The following is a 20,008-nucleotide window of genomic DNA, read 5'->3' as shown; positions in this document are numbered from 1 at the left end:
CCCTGTTCAAGTCGAGGATCAGCTCTTGAGCACATACCCATAAGCGCGAATACGGCCGCCTTGTTCTTTCAGGTACACGCCCTGCAGTTCCGGGGTGAACCCGGGCAACGCGTTGATGCCTTCTTCCAGCGCCAGGAAATACTTCAGGACCGCACCCCCCCAGATTTCCCCCGGCACCACGCACAACACGCCGGGCGGGTAGGGCAGCGCGCCTTCGGCCGCGACACGGCCATCGGCATCGGCCAGCGCTACCAGCTCGACATTGCCACGGATGAATTCGATTTGAGCCTGTTGCGGGTTCATGGCTTTTTTCGGGAAGTGTTCCTTGCGGAACATGTCCTTTTGCAATTGCTGCACGTTATGGCTGCGGTAGAGGTCGTGCATTTCCTGGCAGAGCTGGCGAATCGTGTAGTTGCGATAGCGGTCTTCAAAGCGTGCATAAATGGCCGGCAGTACCCGGCTCATGGGCGCGTCATCGCTGAGGAATTGCTCGAAGCGGGCCAGTTGCGCGGCCAGATGGCTCATCTTCGCCCAGTCTTCGGCGGGCGTGAGCAGGAACAGGATCGAGTTGAGGTCGCACTTTTCCGGAACGATGCCGTTCTGGCGCAGGAAGTTGGCGAGGATGCCGGCGTGGATGCCGAAGTCGGTGTAACTGCCGTCAATCGGGTCGATGCCGGGGGTGGTAAACAGCAGCTTGCAGGGGTCGATGAAGTATTGCTTGTCGGCATAGCCGGGGAAGGCGTGCCAGCGATCCTTGGGATGGAATTCGAAGAAGCGCAGGTCGCTGGCGATGGCGTCGGTGGGGTGATCCTGCCATGGGCGCCCGTCGATGGTTTCCGGCACGAACGGGCGCACCAGGGTGCAGGCTTCCAGGATCAGCTTGCGCGCGTTGATGCCGAACTTCACGCAGTCTTCCCACAGGCGCAAGCCACTGCGCCCGGCGTGGATACGCGCGTTCACATCCAGCGAGGCGAACAGCGGGTAGAACGGGCTGGTGGAGGCCTGGGCCATGAAGGCGTTGTTCAACCGCGCGTGATTGCAGTAGCGCGGCTGGCCCTTGATGTGGCGGTCCTTCTTGTGGATCTGCGAGGCCTGGGAGAAGCCGGCCTGCTGTTTGTGCACCGATTGAGTGACGAAAATACCCGGGTCGTCCTCACCCAGCTCGAGCAGCATGGGCGAGCAATCCTTCATCATCGGGATGAACTGTTCGTAGCCCACCCACGCCGAGTCGAACAGGATGTAGTCGCACAACTTGCCGATGCGGTCGACCACCTGGCGAGCGTTGTAGATGGTGCCGTCATAAGTGCCCAACTGGATGATCGCCAGACGAAATGGTCGTGGTAGCCGGGCCTTGTCCGGGGCAACCTCATTGATCAGTTCGCGCAGGTAGTTTTCCTCAAAGCAGTGGGCGTCGATGCCGCCGATGAAGCCGTAGGGGTTGCGCGCGGTTTCCAGGTACACCGGCGTGGCACCGGCCTGGATCAATGCGCCCTGGTGGTTGGATTTATGGTTGTTGCGATCGAACAGCACCAGGTCGCCAGGCGTCAGCAGGGCGTTGGTGACCACCTTGTTCGACGCAGATGTGCCGTTGAGCACGAAGTAGGTCTTGTCCGCGTTGAACACTGTCGCGGCATGCTTCTGCGCCTGCAGGGCCGGGCCTTCGTGGATCAGCAGGTCGCCGAGCTTGACGTCGGCGTTGCACATGTCGGCGCGGAACAGGGTTTCGCCAAAGAAATCGAAGAACTGGCGGCCGGCGGGGTGCTTGCGAAAAAACTGCCCGCCCTGGTGACCGGGGCAGGCGAAGGTCGCATTGGCGGCCTCGGTGTAGTGCTTGAGGGCGTCGAAGAAGGGCGGCAACAAGTTTTCTTCGTAGGCCTTGGCGGCGGTTTCGAGTTGGTTGCCGTAGTACTCGGCGTTATAGCTGGAGAGGTCGAACACACCGTTGACCAGCAGGATCACCTCGTGCAGGCGCTTGTAGACATCCAGTGCCCGATTGCCGGCACCGCCGCGAGGCACCACCAGAAATAGCGGGATATCGAAGCCTGTTCGTTGAATGGCATCCAGCGCGCCGCCCATGACATCGTCTACGGTCAGCACCGCGGCGGCGACATCGGTAAAGTCGGTCTGATCCAGGGCAACAATCGGGCGAGAGGTATGGAAACAACTCAGGACGGCATCGCTTGCAGCAACTTTCAAAACATTCATGCCCAGTGGCTCCTGGTCTGTTTTGATGATCTGTCATGGCAGGCAAACTTGCCCAGTTGGGTATAGTTCATTTTTTTTAAGCTGAAAATTTTAATGATCTTTATAAGTCCGTGGCTTGACTGGAAGATTGACGAGTCGAACACGGCGTGAAGGGGGCGTTGCCTCGGGAACTTCATGGCGATAACCGGGTCAACAGGGGCCCTGTATCGGCGTTTCCGAGCAGTGCTGGTGGCCTGCTTTCAAGGCAGTGCCGTCCGAGATCAGCTGAGTCTGCCCCTGATGCCAACCAAGCGTTTTCTGCCGAGCCTCATCCTGGCGTGCTGCGCCATCGCGTCGCTTTACTCGCAGGCTGGCGAGCGAACAGCGCCCGCGCAAAGTAACAGCGCATCCACGACCCTGATCGAAACCGCCTCTCGCCAATACGAAAATGGCCAGTTGGACCAGGCCGCCGCCACGCTGGAGCGTGCCCTGCATATCCAGCCGAACAATCCCGCGACCCTGCATTACCTCGGTGTGCTGCGCCTGCAACAGGGGCAATATCAGCAAGCTGAAACCCTGGCGATGCGCTCGAACATGCGGGTTGGTCGCAATGTCCAGTTGCGCAACCGCAACTTCCAACTGATCCAGGCGGCGCAGCAGGCCCAGGCTTCGGGGACCCCACCCAAGGCCCAGGAGGACCTGCTCGCCTTGCAGAAGGCACGCGAGGAGGAGGCGCAAAGTCGCCGCGAAGCAGAACTCGCCGCGGCTGGACCCGCCTTGGCGAACACGGGGCCGCTTGCCGGCAATTTCGCTCGGGTGGCCGACTCGGCGGCAACTGCCACGCCACGGCCAGAAGGACAATTTCAGGTGGCTGCCGCCGAGCCAGAACCCAGGTCCGATGAGATTGCGATTCCACGCGGCCATTGGCCACCGCCGGGTCAATGCCGCATCTGGTTTCCTGATCGCCCACCGGGGCACCAGCCCCCCGCCGGTAGCTGCAAGAAACTGCGAAAACGGATTCCGCCAGGCGCCTTCCTGATGCAGGGTTGAGTGGCCGCCAGGGAACGGGCCTCATTCGCGGGTGAAGATCTCCAGTAGATGCCCATCCGGGTCGTCGAAATACACCCGCCGTCCTCCGCCATGGTCATTGATTTCATTTGGCCGCCGCTTGCCCGGATCGGCCCACCATGGCTGCCCGTTTACCTGCAGGCGAATGAACGCCCGGTCGAAATCGTCGTCGCCGAGCAGGAACGCGTAATGCTGGGAGGTGATCGGCGGATCGTTGTCGTAGAAGTCCAGCGACACCTGGTTGTCGAGCCTGACGATCAGCATCGGCCCGAAAGGCTCTGGCGGCGGCAGGCCGAGAAGTTCGGCCAGAAAATGTGCCGACCTGTGCTTGTCGCGGCACCAGACAATGGTGTGGTTCAACTGAGCACTCATGGCGGTCTCTCGCAACGAGCCAGGATATGTTTTCAGATTAGTCCAGCCTGTTGCGCAATGACCGCCCTCGCCTAAGCTTGGAGCAAGGCGAAACACATTTGCCGAGCGTCACCGGAACGAACGCCGCGATGCGCAATCATTAGAGCGTGGATATCAAAAGGAGATGCGCATGCTCATCAGGTCACTGACCCTGGCTACCTTGCTGGCGATTGCCGGCCCCTTGTTTGCCGCCGATGGCGATTCACCTCTGGATATCGACAAGGGCAGGGCCCGGCCGCTGATCGTGATTGCCCCAAGCACCGTCGACCCCGTCTGGGTCAACCTGAAAAAGTCGCTGGAAGATCCCGCCAACAAGCAGGGTGTCGCCGACCGCAACATCCGGGTGTACAGCGTGCTGAACATGTCCGGCCAACTGGACGGCAAGGACCTCGGCCAACAGGACACCATGGCGTTGATCCGTGCGCTGAAACTGGGGGCCGGCGCCTTGCCCAAAGTGATCCTGGTGGGCAAGGACGGCGAGAAGAAACTTGAAAGCTCAGGGGAAGAATCCAAGTCGGTCGACCTGAAGAAAATCTTCGCCACCATCGATGCCTTGCCGGCGACCGAGAAGGAAGCTGCCGCCCCCACGCCACCGCCGGTTGCCGAAACCCCACCGCCCAAAGGGGCTGCCAAGGCCGCCAAAAACGCCAAGCCGGCAAAACCGGCCAAGCCACCGGAGATGCCGGATGATTAGTCTGGGTGGCGCTGGAAACAGGTTTTCCAGTGGGTGGGAGTGACTGGTAAATCGGGCGCTGGACAACATCGTCCCCCCGCAATAGCGCTAATCCTCTGTAGGAGCGAGCATGCTCGCGAAAAACTCGAGGGCGCCGCGGGGCATCTGGTTTTACGCGTTATCGTTCACGACCATCGCGACGGTGCGACGATTCGACGTGCTCGCTCCTACGGGGCCAAAGCGCTCAGTATCTGATGAGCTATCTTCACCCGCTCTGCATTCGGATAATTCTTGTTGGCCAGAATCACGACCCCCATGTCCTTCGACGGCACATACGCCACATAAGCCCCGAACCCACCCGTCGACCCGGTTTTGTTGAGTAACACATTCCCTGACGGCGCCTGCGGCGGATTCAGCCACTGCACTTGATGCGACTGCATGGCCATCGCTGTCGAGTTACCCGCCAGCAGACCATCCAGTGTGACCGGGTAACGGTACATCTCCCACCCCAGTCCCTGGGTCATATCACCGACGCTGTAGTAACCGGTATGGGTCAAGGCGATAGCCTGTTGCAAGGGCTTGTCCAGGCTGGCCGGTTTGAGGTTGGCCTGGACAAAACCAATCAAATCCGCCGCGCTGGTTTTCACCCCGTAGGCTTCGGCATCCAGCGCTCCCGGTCCGACCCGCACGGGTTTGTCCGCCTTGTCGTAGCCCTGGGCATACAGCGCCATCTGCTCCTGCGGCACCTTGAGCCAGGTGTGTTTCAGCCCGAGCTTGGGCAGCAGGGTGTTTTCCATGGCGTCATCGAAGGGCTGCCCCATGGCCTGGGCGGCGAGGTAGCCGGACAACCCGATGCTGGGATTTGAATACAGCCGTTGGCTGCCGACGGGATATACCGGTTTCCACTGCTGGTAGTAGCCGAGCATCTTATCGGCCGAATCCGCCTCTGCAGGAAATTGCAGGGGCAGGCCGCCGGCGCTGTAGGTGGCCAGTTGCAACACGCTGATGTGGTCGAACGCGCTGCCGCGTAAAGCCGGCAGCACCGCGCTGGCGTTGTCGGTCAATGCCAGTTTGCCGGTGGCCTGGGCGTAGGCGATGAGGGTGGCGGTGTAGGTTTTGCTGACCGAGCCAATCTCGAACAGGGTGTCTTGCGTCACCGGCTTGCCGGTCTCTTTCGACGCTACGCCATAGTTGAAGTATTGCGGCTTGCCGTTGACGGTGACGGCCACGGCCATGCCGGCAATGCCCTGGGCGTGCATGACGGGACGCACGGCGTCGCTGACGATCGATTCGAGGCGATCCTGCGCAAGCGACTGGCCTGCCGCCAGCAACGCGGCACAAACCGCTAACATCTTCAATCTGCCTGGATTGAGGGTGTCCGTCACAGGTTTCACTCCTTTGGTTTGTCGCGCCGTATCGGAAAGTAGGGCAGCAAGCGTTCGGTTTCTCTTTTGACCACGGCGTAACATTCGCAACTCAGCGCCTCCAGACGAGCCCTGTCCAGGACCTTGATGTGTCCCCGAGTATATTCGATGACACCCAGGCGCTGTAGCTTGCCGGCGGCGTCGGTCACGCCTTCGCGGCGTACGCCGAGCATGTTGGCGATCAGCTCCTGGGTCATGGTCAGTTCATTGCCCGGCAGGCGGTCGAGCGACAGCAGCAACCAGCGGCACAGCTGCTGGTCGATGGTGTGGTGACGATTGCACACCGCCGTCTGGGCCATTTGCGTGATCAGTGCCTGGGTATAGCGCAGCATCAGCAGCAGCATTTCTTCATGGCGGTTGAACTCGTCCTTGAGTTGCTGGCCGGGTAGCCGGAAAGCTTGCCCGGCACTTTGCACAACGGCTCGACTGGGTGTGCTTTCGCCGCCCATGAACACGGCAACGCCGATCAGGCCTTCGTTGCCGACCACCGAAATCTCGGCCGAGGCGCCGTTCTCCATCACGTACAACAGAGACACTATGGCGTCAGTGGGGAAGTAGACATGCCGAAGGGCGCCCCCGGACTCATAGAGCACTTCGCCCAATGACAGTTCGACAGGCTCCAGGTGGGGGAGCAGGCGTTCCAGCGCTGGCGCCGGAAGCGCTGCCAGGAGGTAGTTCTGTTGTGGCTTGGGTACGACAAACATATCAGCCACCCTTCGAGGGAGAATTCCCAGAGGGGGACAGGTTACTCCAAAGCGCGCGCCATCAGGGCCCAGGCGTTGATGCCTGAACCCGGGTGGGTCAAGCGCGCGGCACCTCAGCGCTCCAGATCGGTTTCGACGGTTCTGTCGTACCCTGGCAATGGCGGCTGATGCGCTTTGACCGGGCAGGTCACCAGCACCTGGTGCTCCCTGCCGTCATCTGACAATTGCAGCGCGTCCTGGCCCAGCAGCTCGCCGTCCAGCATGATCGCAAGCGTGGTGGTCGTGCCGGGTCGCACTTCAATATGGTAAGTCGTCACCCCATGGCGGTAGTGCAGCGTGTAGCCCGTCCAGCCCGGCGCCAGCAGCGACTCGATATGCAATGAAGTCCCGACCCGCTGCAGGCCGAGCAATGACTCGACGATGAAGCGGTACGTCCAGCCGGCGGAACCGGTGTACCAGGTCCAACCCCCGCGGCCCGCATGGGGCGGGGTGCCATAGACGTCGGCCGCCATGACGTAGGGCTCGACTTTGTAGGTATCGATCCGCTTGGCGATTTCATGGCCCGCGGGGTTGATCATGCCGAGCAATCGCCAGGCCCTGGCGTTGTCGCCAAGCTCCGCGAAAGCCATGCCGGCCCAGACTGCGGCGTGGGTGTACTGGCCACCATTTTCCCGTACGCCCGGCACATAGCCCTTGATATAGCCGGGCTCCAGCACGCCTGCGTCGAAGGGCGGATCGAGCAGCAGTACCGCGCCTGTGTCGGGGCGTACCAAGTGTTGCTCCAGTGATGCCATGGCCGTGCGACGCCGCGTTTGCGAGGCCGCCCCCGAGAGTACCGACCAGCTTTGCGAGATCGAGTCGATGCGGCATTCGTCATTGTTGGCCGAGCCCAGAACCTGGCCGTCGTCAAACCAGGCGCGCCGGTACCATGAACCGTCCCAGGCATGCTCTTCCAGGCTGGCCTGCAGCAAGGCGGCCTGCTGGGTACAACGCTGTGCGAAAACAGGGTCGCCGTGCAGTTGCGCCGTGATGGCGAACTGTTGCAGCACCTCGAAGCCGAAGAAGCCCAGCCACACGCTTTCCCCACGGCCCAGATGGCCGACCCGGTTCATCCCGTCGTTCCAGTCGCCCGTGCCGATCAAGGGCAGGCCGTGGCTGCCGCGCTGCAGGCTGTGTTCGATGGCGCGTACACAATGCTGGTAAAGGCTTTCTTCGAGGTGCGACTTGCCCGGCAGGTCGTAATAGGACTCCTCCCCGGCATTGAGCGGGCGGCCTTCAAGGTAACCCACCGGTTCAGCCAGCACGCTGAGGTCGGCAGTGACGCTGACATAGTGGCTGGTCGCCAGCGCCAGCCACAGATAGTCGTCCGAACAACCGCTGCGCACGCCCCGATCGAGCGGCGGGTGCCACCAGTGTTGCACGTCGCCTTCGGCATATTGATGGGCTGCACACAGCAACAAATGGCCGCGCACGCTGGCGGGATCGGCATGGATCATCGCCATGCTGTCTTGCAGTTGATCGCGAAAGCCGATGGCCCCGCCGGACTGATAGTAGCCACTGCGGGCCTGGAAGCGGCAGGCGATCACCTGGTACATCAGCCAGCCATTGACCATGACGTTGATGCTCGGGTCGGGGGTCTGGACCTGGATCACGCCCAGCTGCGAACGCCAATGCTCGCGAACCGCCTCGAGTTGCGCGGTTGCCGCTCCCAGGCCGCGGTACTGTTGAACCAGGCGCAGGGCTGACGCCGTGTCCCTGGCTGCACCGAGCCGGAAGACCACGTCCTGGTCGTCACCATTGTCCAGGTCCAGGGCCACCTGTATCGCCGCGCAAGGGTCGAAGCCGCCACCGGTACGGCCCGACAAGCGTGCCTGCTGCAGTCCGGCAGGGGCCTTGAGGCTGCCGTTGCGACCGATGAACTCGCTGCGATCGCCGCTGATGGTGGTGTCGGTCGAGTCGGTATCAAGGAACGCCACCCGTTCGCAAAACTCGATCGAATAGGCGTTCCTGGCAAATAAGGCGCCGCTGGTGGGGTCGGCTTCCGTCACCACATGCATCGCCGATTTGCTGCGCAAGTCGCCCAGCACCCACTCGACATAACACGTCGTCGACAGGTGTCGGGCGCGGCCGGAGCGATTGCGAACCTGCAAGTGCGAGAATTTGATCGATGCGTCCAGCGCCACATACACCCACAACTCGGTGTGGATACCGTCTTCATCGTGCTCGAAGACGCTGTAGCCGAAGCCGTGTCGAGTGCGGTACGCGCCAGTGCCGGGACAAGGCTGTGGCGTCACGGACCAGAAATGCCCGGTTTCTTCATCACGCACATAGATCGCCTCGCCGCTGGCGTCGGTGAGCGGGTCGTTGTGCCAGGGGCTCAGGCGAAATTCGTGAGCGTTTTCCATCCAGGTGTAAGCGCCACCACTTTCGGAAATGACCGTGCCGAAGTGCGGGTTGGCCAGCACGTTGGCCCATGGCGCTGGCGTCGGCCTGCCAGGCTGCAAGGTCATGACGTATTCGTTGCCATCGGCACTGAAGCCGCCATAGGCATTACCCAGAAGCAAACCTTCGACAACGGGGAGGACAGGGGCCGGCTTTGCCTGGCGCTTGAGGAGGGGGACCAGTGCCGGGTATACCGGGCTGGCATGACGCCGCTGAATCTGTTCGGCAATGCCGCCTTTGTCTTCGCTCAGCACCAGGCGCGCCACCGACAGGATCAGCGTGCGATCCTCATTGGACAACTGCTGGGCCGGACGCACGAAAATGCCCCCGGGATGCTCGATCAGCGAGGCTTCGCTGCCGGACGTCACCACGCCCATGATCAGGTCCTGGAGTTGCTGGCGATAGCCGGCCTGGTCTTCGTTCCAGATCACCAGATCCACTATCAGCCCCTTTTGCCGCCAGTAGGCGTGGGCCTTGACCAGTTGGTGGACGAGTTCGATGTTCTCGACGGTGGCGATCTGCAGCAGGACGATGGGCAGGTCGCCGGAGATCGCCTGGCCCCAGAGGCTCGATTGATTGCGTCGATTGGCCATCAATACGCTGTTTTCTGCGCGTAACGCGGCATTGGCGTAAAGGATTGACGCGGCCATCTGTTCAAACAGGCGGGCATCTTCCTGGGATGCATTGAGTTGGCGCAGCAACACCTGGCTGTGGGTCCATGCCAGGTCGAAAACACGATCGGCGAGGTGCCGGTCGCGGTATTTATTGATCAGGTACAGGCAGCCCTCTCGGCTGTCCGCGATGCCGGTCACGAGGTCGATGGTCGCCGTTTGCCCGGGTTCCAGGGCGATACGGCAGCGGATGGCCACGATCGGGTCAAGCACCGAGCCTGCGGTGCCGGACAGCTGCTCGACATTGCCATCGAGCGCCGCCGGTGCGGCAACGTTGCGCCCGCGGCCGATGAATCGCGCTCGATCGGTCTCGTAGGAAATGGCGTCGATGTCCGCGCCATGGACGGCCAGCAGGTGGCACATCCAGGGGACGGCTTCCTCACTGGAACGCCGTCTGCGAGTACACACGATGGCCTGCAGCGCCGGCACCAGTTCGGTCTGCACGAACAGGTTGCTGAATGCCGGGTGCATGGCATCACTGATGGCCGGCGCCAGCACCACCTCGGCGTAGGTGGTGATCTCCACGCTGCGCCGTACGCGGCCGCGGTTGGTGATGTGCAGCCTGCGCAGTTCGATATCGTCTTCGGGAGACACGACGATCTCGGTGTGCGTATCGAAGTCGAGCTCGCGCACACGAAACTCCGCCCGGGCATCGCTGAAAATCGCCTCGTGGCTTTCTGGCTGGTGCAGGGTCGGCTGGTGGGCCGAAGACCAGAATGCGCCGCTGCTGACATCGCGCAGGTAGCAGAACATGCCCCAGTTGTCCCGGGTCGCATCTTCATGCCAGCGGGTCACGGCGATGTCGTTGCAGCGGCTGTAACCGCCGCCGGCACTGCTGAGCATGACGTGGTAATGGCCGTTGGAGAGAAGCTGGACGGCGGGGCGCTTGCGTCCGGGATCGGTGAACACGCGCAGCCTGTTTTCCTGCGTTTGTGCGTCTTGCGCAGTGGCCAGCGCCTGGGCTGCATGCAGATAGGGCGCGGCGGTTTTCGGTACGCGTTCCTGCAGCAGCAGGACGGTCGCCTGGAAGGCCGGGATCGATTCGAAACGGCGCTGCATGGGCCGGTCCAGCAACAGGCTGGTGAGGGCCAGCAGGCTCATGCCTTGATGGTGCGCCATGAACGAGCGCACGACCGCATAGCGCTGGCCGCGTGGCAAACGTGCCTCGGTGTAGTCCACCGCCTCGTACAGGCCATAGCGGCCGGCCGATCCCTGGGCCGCCAGGCGTTGCAGATTGCGACAGGCCGCTTGCGGCTCGACCATCAGCGCCAGGGCGCTGGCGTACGGCGCAATCACGGTGTCCTCGGCCAGTCCGCGCTTGAGGCCAAGCCCTGGAACACCGAACGCCCGATACTGATAATTGAAGTGAGCATCGAGGGTGTTGTAACCCGACTCGGACACGCCCCAGGGGATGCCCAACTGGTGGCCATGTTCGATCTGCAAGGCGACGGCCGCGCGGCAAGTCTGCTCCAGCAGGGTCCCTTCATAGCTGGGCATGATCAGGTTAGGCATGAGGTACTCGAACATTGAGCCGGACCAGGAAAGCAGTACCGGCACGCCTCGATTGTTACTGAGCAAGCGCCCAAGGGTGAACCAGGCCTGTTGCGGCAACTGGCCCTGGGCGATGACCACGAAATTGGTCAGGCGCACCTCTGACGCGAGCAAGTCGTAGTAGCCGTTGTCCAGCCGGCGTTCGTCGGCGTTGTAGCCTATCGAGAACAGGTCGCGTTGTGCATCGTAGAGGAACGTGAAGTCCATGCTGGAAAGTGACGCGGACAATTCGGCCAGTTGTTCAAGGTGGATGATGCGTGCGCGAGCCAGGCGTTGTACTGCCTGCACTTGCGCCTGATCAGCGGGCGGCCACAGCGTGCAATCGAGCTCGGCCAGTTGCCGCAGGCTGCTGGTTGATGTCGACGGTGTCGGTTTCGCTGCCTTGGCCTGGGCAGGTGCCGGCGGCAGCGTGAAGCGCAGTCGTTCTGCCCGCAGATCAGTGCACTGTGCCTGTAATGCCTGGAGCCAGTAGTGGACTTCTTCAGCAGAGGGGGGCGCAGGGTCGATTGCCAAGGCATCCGCCTGATCGAGTACTTGCAGGAAGCTGTCCGGGGTGTCCTGGACAATCGCCGACTCCACCTTCGCGCGCAGTTCAAGCACGGTGCGGTCGTCGAGGTTCGCGTCTTGTAGCGCCTGTTGCAGCACGTCCAGGGTGTCGGCCAGACCGCCAAGGGTGCGTTGATCGAACGGCGGCGTGTCGGCCAACCCCAGCAGCCCCGGTCGCAGGGTCAGCAACAGGCCCACCAGGTTGCCGCTGTCCACGGTGGACACATACCGAGGCGCCAGCGGCTGCAGTGTCTGGGTGTCGTACCAGTTGTAGAAATGCCCATGGTGACGCTCAAGACCGGTCATGCTTTCAAGCATGGCAGTGATGCGTTCAAGCAAGCGCCCGGTACTCAAATAGCCGAAATCGTGGGCCGCCAGGTGAGAGAGCAAGGCCATGCCCATGTTGGTCGGTGAGGTTCGATGGGCAATGGTCGGCTTGGGGATCTCCTGGACGTTGTCCGGCGGCAACCAGTTGTCCTCGGGGCTCACATAGCGATCGAAGAACGCCCAGGTCTGGCGTGACAGCATGCGCAGGAATCGCAGGTCCTGTGCTGACGGATTAAAGCCGACCGGCGTAGTCGGCAGGCTGATCCACCAGGCAATTGCCGGGCTCGCCAACCACACCAGCAGCAGGGGGGCCGCCAGTGCGAGTACGGCGAGGGAGGGGAGCAGGGCAGCGAACAGGAGCAGCGCCAGCGCCGGGGCAATCCACATGCTTTTATACATGCCCGGCAGAGTATTGCCACTGGAGCGCTCCACTTCACGAGAAGGCTGCCATTGCAGCAGGCGGCGTTTGCTGACCAGCATGCGCCACAGCGAGCGGCCAATCGCATCCAGGCTCAACAACGCATCGGAGGGCAACCAGACAATCGACAACAGCGCGCGCATGAAATGCTGGCCCGAGGTCCGCAATGCCGCGCTCAGGTGTTGTCCCAATGGAATATCGGCAGGTTTCTGTACCAGCGCCAGTACCGACTGCAGCAAGGGTTGGAGAAAGACCAGGATGACCACCGCCAATGTCCAGGAGGCGGCTTCGTTGGTTTCCAACCAGCCCCAGGCCAGCATGGTCAGGAAGGCGCCGGGTTCCAGGCTGCGGCGCAGGTTGTCAAAGATCTTCCAGCGGGCAAGGTTGCTCAGGCGGTTGGGCGCGAAGCCTCCCTGGGGTTTGGGTGCCCACGGCAAGGCCCAGTACAGCACTTGCCAATCTCCGCGAATCCAGCGATGGCGACGTTTGGCATCGGCGCTGTAGCGCGACGGGTACTCCTCATACAGCTGTACATCGCTGAGCAGCCCGCAGCGGGCGTAGCAGCCTTCGATCAGGTCATGGCTGAGGATGCGGTTGTCGGGCAGGCAGCCTTCGAGCGCCTGTTCGAAGGCGTCGACGGCATAGATGCCCTTGCCGATGAAGGAACCGTTGCGGAACAGGTCTTGATAAACATCAGAGACGGCGCGGGTATAGGGGTCGATACCCGCATCGCTGCCAAACAGGCGGGCATAGGTGGAACGTGCCGTGCTCGGCAGGCTGATTCCCACGCGGGGTTGGAGGATGGCGTAGCCACTGACGATTTTGCCGCTTTGTTCATCGAAAACCGGATGGTTCAACGGGTGCATCATGGTACCGATGCACTGACGCGCGACATCCCGGGGCAGCAAGGTATCGGTGTCCAGGGTGATGACGAAGCGCACCGCACTCAGCGGCGCGATATCCCCGACGATCAACGCAAAACGATCTTGCCCCTTGCCTCGCAGCAAGGCGTTGAGCTCGGCGAGCTTGCCGCGCTTGCGTTCATGCCCCATCCATACCCGCTCGGTGGCGCACCACTGCCTGGGCCGGTGCAGCAGGAAAAACCGGTCGACCTGGCCATCGGCATATTTGTGGTTGAGCGCCTCGATCAGTTGGCGCGCCAGTTCAAGCAGCTCGGCGTCCTCGGGCATCACTTGGGCAGGGGCGTCCATGAAGTCACTGAGCAGGGCGAAATGCAGATTGGCATCGCGATTGGCCAGAAACCGCACTTCGAGGCCTTCCGCGAGGGCCTCGATGTCGCCAGCGTTGGCAAACAGCGTCGGCACTACGACCAGCGTTCGCGCCTCGGCCGGTATGCCCTTGCTGTAGTCCAGGCGCGGCAGTAGCGACGGGGCTACCGTGAGGGTCACCAGCCAGTTGACCAACCCGATCGCCAGACGGCTGGTCATCAACAGCGCGGGCACGGCGAGCAGCGCCAGGCACCAGATGGGCGTGCCGCTGTAGTAAGCGCTGCTGAGAAATGGCCAGGCCAACAACAGTGTCAGCAGCAGTGCAGGGCCCAGGTAGAACTTCAGCGGGGCGCTCTGCAGCAGCCGCTTCCAGCGCTCGAGCAGCGACACGCTGGCGTGCAGCGCCTGCTCAAGGTGGGGCAACCCTTCAGCCACCAGGTAATAACCCACATGCCCGGTCACGCGGCCCGTGGACTGTGGGGTCGCGGCCAGTTCGATGGCCGCTTCTGCCACCATGGTTTCTGACTGCACGCAATGCCGGGCGAGACGTTCGACCACATGGCGGTAACGATCGCGGGTGGCGAAGTCCATGTTCGTGTAGACGCCTGCCGGGTCCGTGCACAATACCTGTTCGACATGACTGAGCAGCTCGACGAACTCGCGCCAGTCGGTCGCTGCCAGCAAGCGCAGGCTGGCGATGCTGTTGCTGATCGACACCTGGTCACCGGATTGCTGCTGGGCATCCATCTGCACCAGGCGTTCAATGGTGAGGCCGGACTCGCTCAGCGTTTGTTCAATCCATGCCATCGGCAATATCAGCGCGGCGCTTTGCCCTTGCAGGCGGCGCGCCAGCTCTGCAACGAATGACGGCGTCATCGGCGGTGCCGATCGCGCCATGTCGGCAACGGTCAATACCACGTTCTTGGCATCGCGTTCGGCAATCTCGATCAACCGATCGGCCCAGTCATCGGCAAGGTTGCGGTCATCGCGGTTGGCCATGACCCGGGATGCCACGCGCCGCAAGTTCTCGATCAGCGCCAGGCGCAGCATGATCGGGATTGCCCAGAGCTCGCCCAGGGCCAGCGGCGTGATGGTCTGATAAGAGGCGATAAAACAATTGAGGCTGGGCGCGTCGACCCGGCCATCGCCATGCGCGATGGTCTCCAGGGCGATGTCGTAGACCCGCGGCAGGCCTGCCGAAGGGCCTTCGGCCAAGCGAGGCAGTTCGCGGCTATAGCCGTCGGGCAGGTGAGTCCTGGCGGTACGGATGTTTTCTTCGATCAGGTAGAAATTGTCCAGCAGCCATTCCGCCGCAGGCGTAGGACGTCGGCTGGACAGTTGCACGGTCTTGAGCGCCGCGCAGCTACGTTCGAGCAGCAGCTGGTTGTCCGTCAGGCGGCCCAGCAAGGCGTCCTTTCTTGAGAGGCGCCCGAGTACATGTTGGCGGGCCAGTACGATACCGTGATCTGCCATCTGCTGCGCATTGAACAGGTCGGAACGCAGGATGGGCTCGTACTCGAACTTGTGTCGCGCGGCACTCCACCTGAGCCAGATGGTCGGTGAGCGCCACAGGCTGGACAGCGTGCGAGTCAGGATATTTTGCATGAAATCCTTCGAACGATCCGCGCAGCGCAGGTCGCATGTGGAATGAAGGCGGTTCTACGCCAGGCCAGGTGTTCGGGCGTTGCGCCGCCGGGCGCAGCATTCCACTGATGAGTGTGGGGTGTTCAGCGGCGCGAAGTCTGTTCGGTAGCGAACATAGGCAGTGTTCGAGGCAGGCAGCGGCAGGGTCGGCGCAAGCGTAAATCGGCAGGCCAGGTATCTGCGACGGCGATACCTGCCAGCGCGGCATGCGATTGGCGTGAGCAAGACACCGGTCATTAAAGTTGCCACCTGCCCAATCCATCAATCTGAAACGGAAACAGCATGCGGTATCGCCGTCTCGACCTGAACCTGTTGGTGGCCCTCGACGCCTTGTTGAGCGAATGTAGCGTCAGCAGGGCCGCTGAACGATTGTGCCTGGGGCAGTCGGCGACCAGTTCGGCACTGGGGCGTTTGCGCGAGCATTTCAATGACCCGTTGCTGGTTCAGGTCGGGCGCCGCCTGGAGCCCACTGCCTTGGGACTGGAGCTGTTGCCCAAGGTGCATGAAGCACTCGCCCTGACACGGCAGATCATCGATGCACCGGTGAACTTCGACCCAGCCACCTGCACTCGGCAATTTACCCTGGTGGCTTCCGACTACGTGGCCGGGGTGCTTTTTCCAGCGGTCAGTCTTGAGTTGGCGCGCGTCGCGCCCGGCGTGCGCTTGAGCCTGCGCGACTTGCCGGTGCCACGCGACGGTGATGTGGTCAGTGAAGCGCTCGATTATCGGCGCAGTGACTGTGTGATCGTGCCGCAGCGCCGCTTGAACGCGGATTATCCCCATGTGCCGTTGATGAGCGACCGGTTGTGTTGCATCGTCTGCGCGCAGCAGCCGCCGTTCGCCGAGGGGTTGAACCTGACTGCCTATTGCGCTGCCGACCATGTGGTGCGCGAGTTTGCCGATGGGCGAAACCTGGCGCTGGATGCCCTGCATCTCCATGAGTTGGGCATTCATCGACGCGTGGCGGTGGCGCTTGAAAGCTTCGCGTTGATGCCGGAGTTCATCGTTGGCACCGCGCGAATCGCCACGGTGTTTCGCCGCCAGGCAGAGCGTTTCGCCCAGCGGTATCCGCTGCGTATTCAACCTGCACCTTTGGCCTTTCCCGAGGCCGTGCAGGTACTGCAATGGCACCCGTACCAGGAGCGAGATCCGGCAATGATGTGGTTTCGCGGCCTGTTGTCGGAGCAGGCCGCGGCGCTTGATCAACCCGCCGGTTGATCACCGGTATCGGCCACCAACCCGGCCTGGTCGATGGCCTGTACAGCGCAACGCTCATCATTGTCCGAGGTGTCACCGCTGACGCCGACGGCACCCAGGATCAACCCCTCGGCATTGCGAATCAGCACACCACCCGCCACCGGAATGACTTCCCCGCCGGTCAAGCTGTTGATCGCATCGAAGAACGCCGGCATGGCGTGGGCGCGCCGTGCCAGTTCTCGTCCGCCGAAACCCATGCCCAGGCAGCCACGCGCCTTGCCCGTGGCGATTTGCGGGCGAAGGAAACTGGCCTGTTCGTCGCGCAGGACCGCCAACGGATGACCCGCCACATCCAGCACGACGACGGCCAAGGGTTTGATCCCGGTTTCTTGGGCGATCCGGATCGTGCTGCTCGCGATGTGAGTGGCGGTGAGCAGATCAAGTGTGTGCATGACGTCGATCCTCATAGGGCCCACTTGCCCAGTTGGGCAACACGGTCGCGGGTGTACAGGTCCGTCCACTTCAGCGAGTTGAAGTCAGACACTTGCTTGGGGTTGTAAGGGCTGCGTTCCAAACGCACCGGTTGACCGGCCTTGTACACGGCTTTGAGGCGCGAGCGGTCTTGAAGGATACGGATGTCCTGCAGAGGCGAGCCGTCGAGCAACAGGAAGTCCGCTTGTTTGCCCACTTCCAGAGAGCCAATGGTTTCACCGCGCGGCATGCAGCGCGCCCCTACGGCGGTGGCGGCATACAACGCTTCGGCGGGCGTGAAGCCCAGCCGAGTGACCAGCAGTTCCGGCTCGCGAGCGTGCCATTCGCCGTACGGCGTCACGGCAAAACCGCTGTCACTGCCACAGGCGAATGGCACGCCGGCGGCCTTGGCACGCTTGAGCACCGCCGAGCCGATGTCCAGTGTGCGTGCGCAGTAACCGGCGTAGCCGGTGCTGATGGCCGGGTCGTGAGGCTGGCAAAAATCCACGGTGTTTTGCGGGAACGTCATGGTCGGCGCGAGGATACTGCCCGCGTCGAGCAAGGCCTCGATGCAGTCGTCGTCCATGTAGAAGGCGTGGAACACCAGGTCGACGCCGGCGCGTGCGGCATACATCACCGCTTCTCGGCCATAGGCATGCGTCGCCACTTTGCAGCCCAGGCGGTGGGCTTCTTCAACCATCTCATGGGTTTCTTCAGCGGTGAATGCGGCAATGATCTCGCCGTTCGGGCGGCGGTGGGTGCCGTCCATGGCAATCTTGATCAGGTCTACGCCATCCTTCGCCTGCTTGCGGATTTCTGCCAAGGCTTCGCTACGGCTGGTGACCAGGCGCGCCGTGAAATATTCCGGGGCGCCCACGCGGCTGGGAAACCAGTCATTGAGGCTTTGCCGATTTGTGATGACCCGGCTGCTGGCCGCGATCCGCGGGCCCTCGAACAGGCCAGCGGCAATCGCATTGCGCACCGAGATACTGAGCTGGCCGCTATCGCCCGGGCAGACCATGCTGGTCACGCCCGAGGCCAACACATGTTGGGCGAAAAACATGCCGCGCAGCGCGCGGAATTCGTCGCTGGTCCAGATATCGATATCTTCTTCGCTCTGCGCGTTGCCGAACGCCAGGTGGGTATGCACGTCCACCAGACCCGGCATGACAAAGTCATCGCACGCGTCCAGAACGGTGTCACCCGGTTGTGGCTGTGGCGCCAGGGCCGTCGGGCCGACATACGCCAGCAGGCCGTTTTCCACGACCAGTGTTTGCTGTTGACGGGTGTGCAGGCCAGTGCCGTCGAACAAGGTCTGGCATTTGAGGTGCAGGGCATTCATGGCGTTTTCACTTTGCTGATGGTTATGCAACGCGAGGCTAGGGCGCGGCCATGGTCGCGACCAGCAACTTGCATCAATGCTGGGGTATTGATGGCGTCGATAGGTGCTCGATCTTACGGGGGCCTGACAGCCGACCTGGCTCTGGAAGATGTCCCCAACCCCCTGTGGGAGCGGGCTGGCCCGCGATGGTCGTTAACGATAACGCGGGTTGCCTGAATGAACGCGGCGCCCAGCCGTTTTTCGCGAGCAGGCTCGCTCCCACAATTGACCGCGGTCCCCTGTAGGAGCTGTCGAGTGCAACGAGGCTGCGATCTTTGATGTTCACAAGCCAGATCAAAAGATCACAGACAGCGTCAGCTCCTGCGGGTCACGGGAACGAGATCAAGGGCCGGGTATCGCGAGTGACGATGGCTGGCATCGTGATCGACGATTTTTTATGCGCCGGTGCGCAAGTCTATGGTGCGCGCTCGTCCCCCACAGAGAGCAATCCCTATGACCATCGCAACTGCAAGAACCGAACTCCTGGCACTTGAGCGGGAACGCCGCCGGGCATTGGTTGAAGAAGACTACCCACGCGTCGCCGAGCTTTTCGCCGATGACCTGGTGTATGTGCACACCACTGGACTGGTGCAAGGCAAGGCGGACTATCTGGAATACGCAAAAAGCGCCGTACAGTACCTGGAGATTGAGCGTGGCGAGTTGCAGATCCGCTTCTACGGCGATCACTTGGCGGTGATGACCGGCACGCAATGCAACACGTTACGCAGGCGCGGCGGCGATCAGTCGATTCGCGGTGACGGGTTTGCCACGCAGGTTTGGACATTGGGTGCCAAGGGCTGGCAGATCAGCTCGTTTCATGGGACACGCGCACCTGACTGAATGCGTTCAGAGCTATCGTTGCGGTACATGTGGATAGATTGGCACCACACAAGACTGTAGGAGCCGGCTTGCTGGCGATGGCGATGGCGATGGCATCCAGACAGTCACATCAAGAACCAAACTGTGCCTACGCTCTTCGTTTCTGCGCACTAACCTTGTGTTTCGGTTTTGAACACAGGAGGGCAATGGAATGCCTGATGTTCCCCACGCCAATCGCCTGCGCGCCGGGCGCTATTCCCAATCAGGGCAAATTTATCTGCTAACTGCGGTGACTCGCAATCGCGAACCGCTATTCACCGATTGCCGGACAGGGCGGTTCCTGGTACGGCAGTTTCAACAGGCACACACTGACGACCTGGCAGACTCCCTGGCTTGGGTCGTCATGCCCGACCATTTTCATTGGCTGGTCGAGCTGAAGAACAGCACCTTGCCGGCATTGATGCTGGCCATCAAATCCCACAGCGCACGCGCAATCAACGCTCACCTGGGGCGAACGGGAAGTCTGTGGCAAAAAGGCTTTCACGACCGTGCCATTCGCTACGATGAGGATCTACTGGCTGCAGCGCGGTACATCATCGCCAACCCCATACGCGCCGGCCTTGTCAGCCGCGTGCATGATTACCCGTTGTGGGACGCCAAATGGCTTTAGGGGCGTTTGCTGATTTTTTGGTACGACGCACATTTGTAGGCGCTGGCTTGCTGGTGATGCGGTGGTGAATGTGATGCCGTCATCGCTGGCAAGCCAGCTCCTACAGGGGGTGCGCAGGCATGCTGGATTGTTGGCGTGACACAAGTCTGTAGGAGCCGGCTTGCTGGCGATGCGGTGG

General features: G+C 62.0%; 12 protein-coding genes. 5 read left to right on the top strand and 7 right to left on the bottom strand.

The genetic code is table 11. The features are described from left to right. Positions 1–18 precede the first annotated feature (18 nt). Positions 19–2,205 (bottom strand): ornithine decarboxylase SpeF, encoded by a 2,187-nt coding sequence (gene speF / locus QLG10_RS21490; RefSeq protein WP_110746595.1) that lies wholly within the window; start codon positions 2,203–2,205, stop codon positions 19–21. Between the two features lie 279 nt (positions 2,206–2,484). On the opposite strand from speF, the gene QLG10_RS21485 reads away from it, so the two are divergent. Continuing rightward, positions 2,485–3,234 (top strand): tetratricopeptide repeat protein, encoded by a 750-nt coding sequence (locus tag QLG10_RS21485; protein ID WP_282487985.1) that lies wholly within the window; start codon positions 2,485–2,487, stop codon positions 3,232–3,234. A 21-nt stretch (positions 3,235–3,255) separates the two neighbouring features. Here QLG10_RS21485 and QLG10_RS21480 read toward each other — a convergent pair whose 3' ends face one another. Further along, entirely contained in the window at positions 3,256–3,624 is a 369-nt protein-coding gene (locus tag QLG10_RS21480) for a VOC family protein (protein ID WP_282487984.1), read from the bottom strand. A 169-nt stretch (positions 3,625–3,793) separates the two neighbouring features. On the opposite strand from QLG10_RS21480, the gene QLG10_RS21475 reads away from it, so the two are divergent. Next, the gene (locus tag QLG10_RS21475) at positions 3,794–4,357 is read left to right on the top strand and encodes a DUF4174 domain-containing protein (protein ID WP_020798141.1); all 564 of its coding nucleotides are present in this window, start codon (positions 3,794–3,796) and stop codon (positions 4,355–4,357) included. Between the two features lie 206 nt (positions 4,358–4,563). Here QLG10_RS21475 and ampC read toward each other — a convergent pair whose 3' ends face one another. The 3 genes from ampC to QLG10_RS21460 all read right to left on the bottom strand — a co-directional run bounded on the left by ampC (position 4,564) and on the right by QLG10_RS21460 (position 15,253). After that, positions 4,564–5,688 carry a class C beta-lactamase gene (gene ampC, locus QLG10_RS21470; RefSeq protein ID WP_282487983.1) on the bottom strand — a complete coding sequence of 375 codons (1,125 nt, stop codon included), beginning with the start codon at positions 5,686–5,688 and terminating at the stop codon, positions 4,564–4,566. Between the two features lie 38 nt (positions 5,689–5,726). Beyond that, on the bottom strand, positions 5,727–6,464 hold the full coding sequence (locus tag QLG10_RS21465) for a Crp/Fnr family transcriptional regulator (RefSeq protein ID WP_110746603.1): 738 nt from the start codon (positions 6,462–6,464) through the stop codon (positions 5,727–5,729). 113 nt (positions 6,465–6,577) lie between these two features. Then, positions 6,578–15,253: a glucoamylase family protein gene (locus tag QLG10_RS21460; protein WP_282487982.1), complete on the bottom strand. Its 8,676-nt coding sequence runs from the start codon at positions 15,251–15,253 to the stop codon at positions 6,578–6,580. Between the two features lie 321 nt (positions 15,254–15,574). Here QLG10_RS21460 and QLG10_RS21455 point away from each other — a divergent pair, with 321 nt between their 5' ends. After that, positions 15,575–16,510: a LysR family transcriptional regulator gene (locus QLG10_RS21455; RefSeq protein WP_282487981.1), complete on the top strand. Its 936-nt coding sequence runs from the start codon at positions 15,575–15,577 to the stop codon at positions 16,508–16,510. Here the strand turns inward: QLG10_RS21455 and QLG10_RS21450 are convergent. After that, complete coding sequence (locus QLG10_RS21450; RefSeq protein ID WP_282487980.1) at positions 16,495–16,941, bottom strand: heme-binding protein; 447 nt, start codon at positions 16,939–16,941, stop codon at positions 16,495–16,497. The genes QLG10_RS21455 and QLG10_RS21450 overlap by 16 nt on opposite strands. A gap of 11 nt (positions 16,942–16,952) precedes the next feature. Continuing rightward, the gene (locus tag QLG10_RS21445; RefSeq protein WP_282487979.1) at positions 16,953–18,302 is read right to left on the bottom strand and encodes an amidohydrolase family protein; all 1,350 of its coding nucleotides are present in this window, start codon (positions 18,300–18,302) and stop codon (positions 16,953–16,955) included. Between the two features lie 492 nt (positions 18,303–18,794). Here QLG10_RS21445 and QLG10_RS21440 point away from each other — a divergent pair, with 492 nt between their 5' ends. Then, positions 18,795–19,181 (top strand): nuclear transport factor 2 family protein, encoded by a 387-nt coding sequence (locus QLG10_RS21440; RefSeq protein ID WP_110746610.1) that lies wholly within the window; start codon positions 18,795–18,797, stop codon positions 19,179–19,181. Positions 19,182–19,371: 190 nt separating this feature from the next. After that, a complete protein-coding gene (locus QLG10_RS21435) occupies positions 19,372–19,830 on the top strand; it encodes a transposase (protein ID WP_110746612.1) in 459 nt (152 codons plus the stop codon). Positions 19,831–20,008: the final 178 nt, after the last annotated feature.

The organism is Pseudomonas sp. V98_8 (assembly GCF_029967975.1).
GTDB classification, from domain to species: Bacteria; Pseudomonadota; Gammaproteobacteria; order Pseudomonadales; family Pseudomonadaceae; genus Aquipseudomonas; species Aquipseudomonas umsongensis.
Note: the sequence above shows the minus strand (reverse complement) of the source record. Positions and strands in the feature narration are given on the sequence as shown.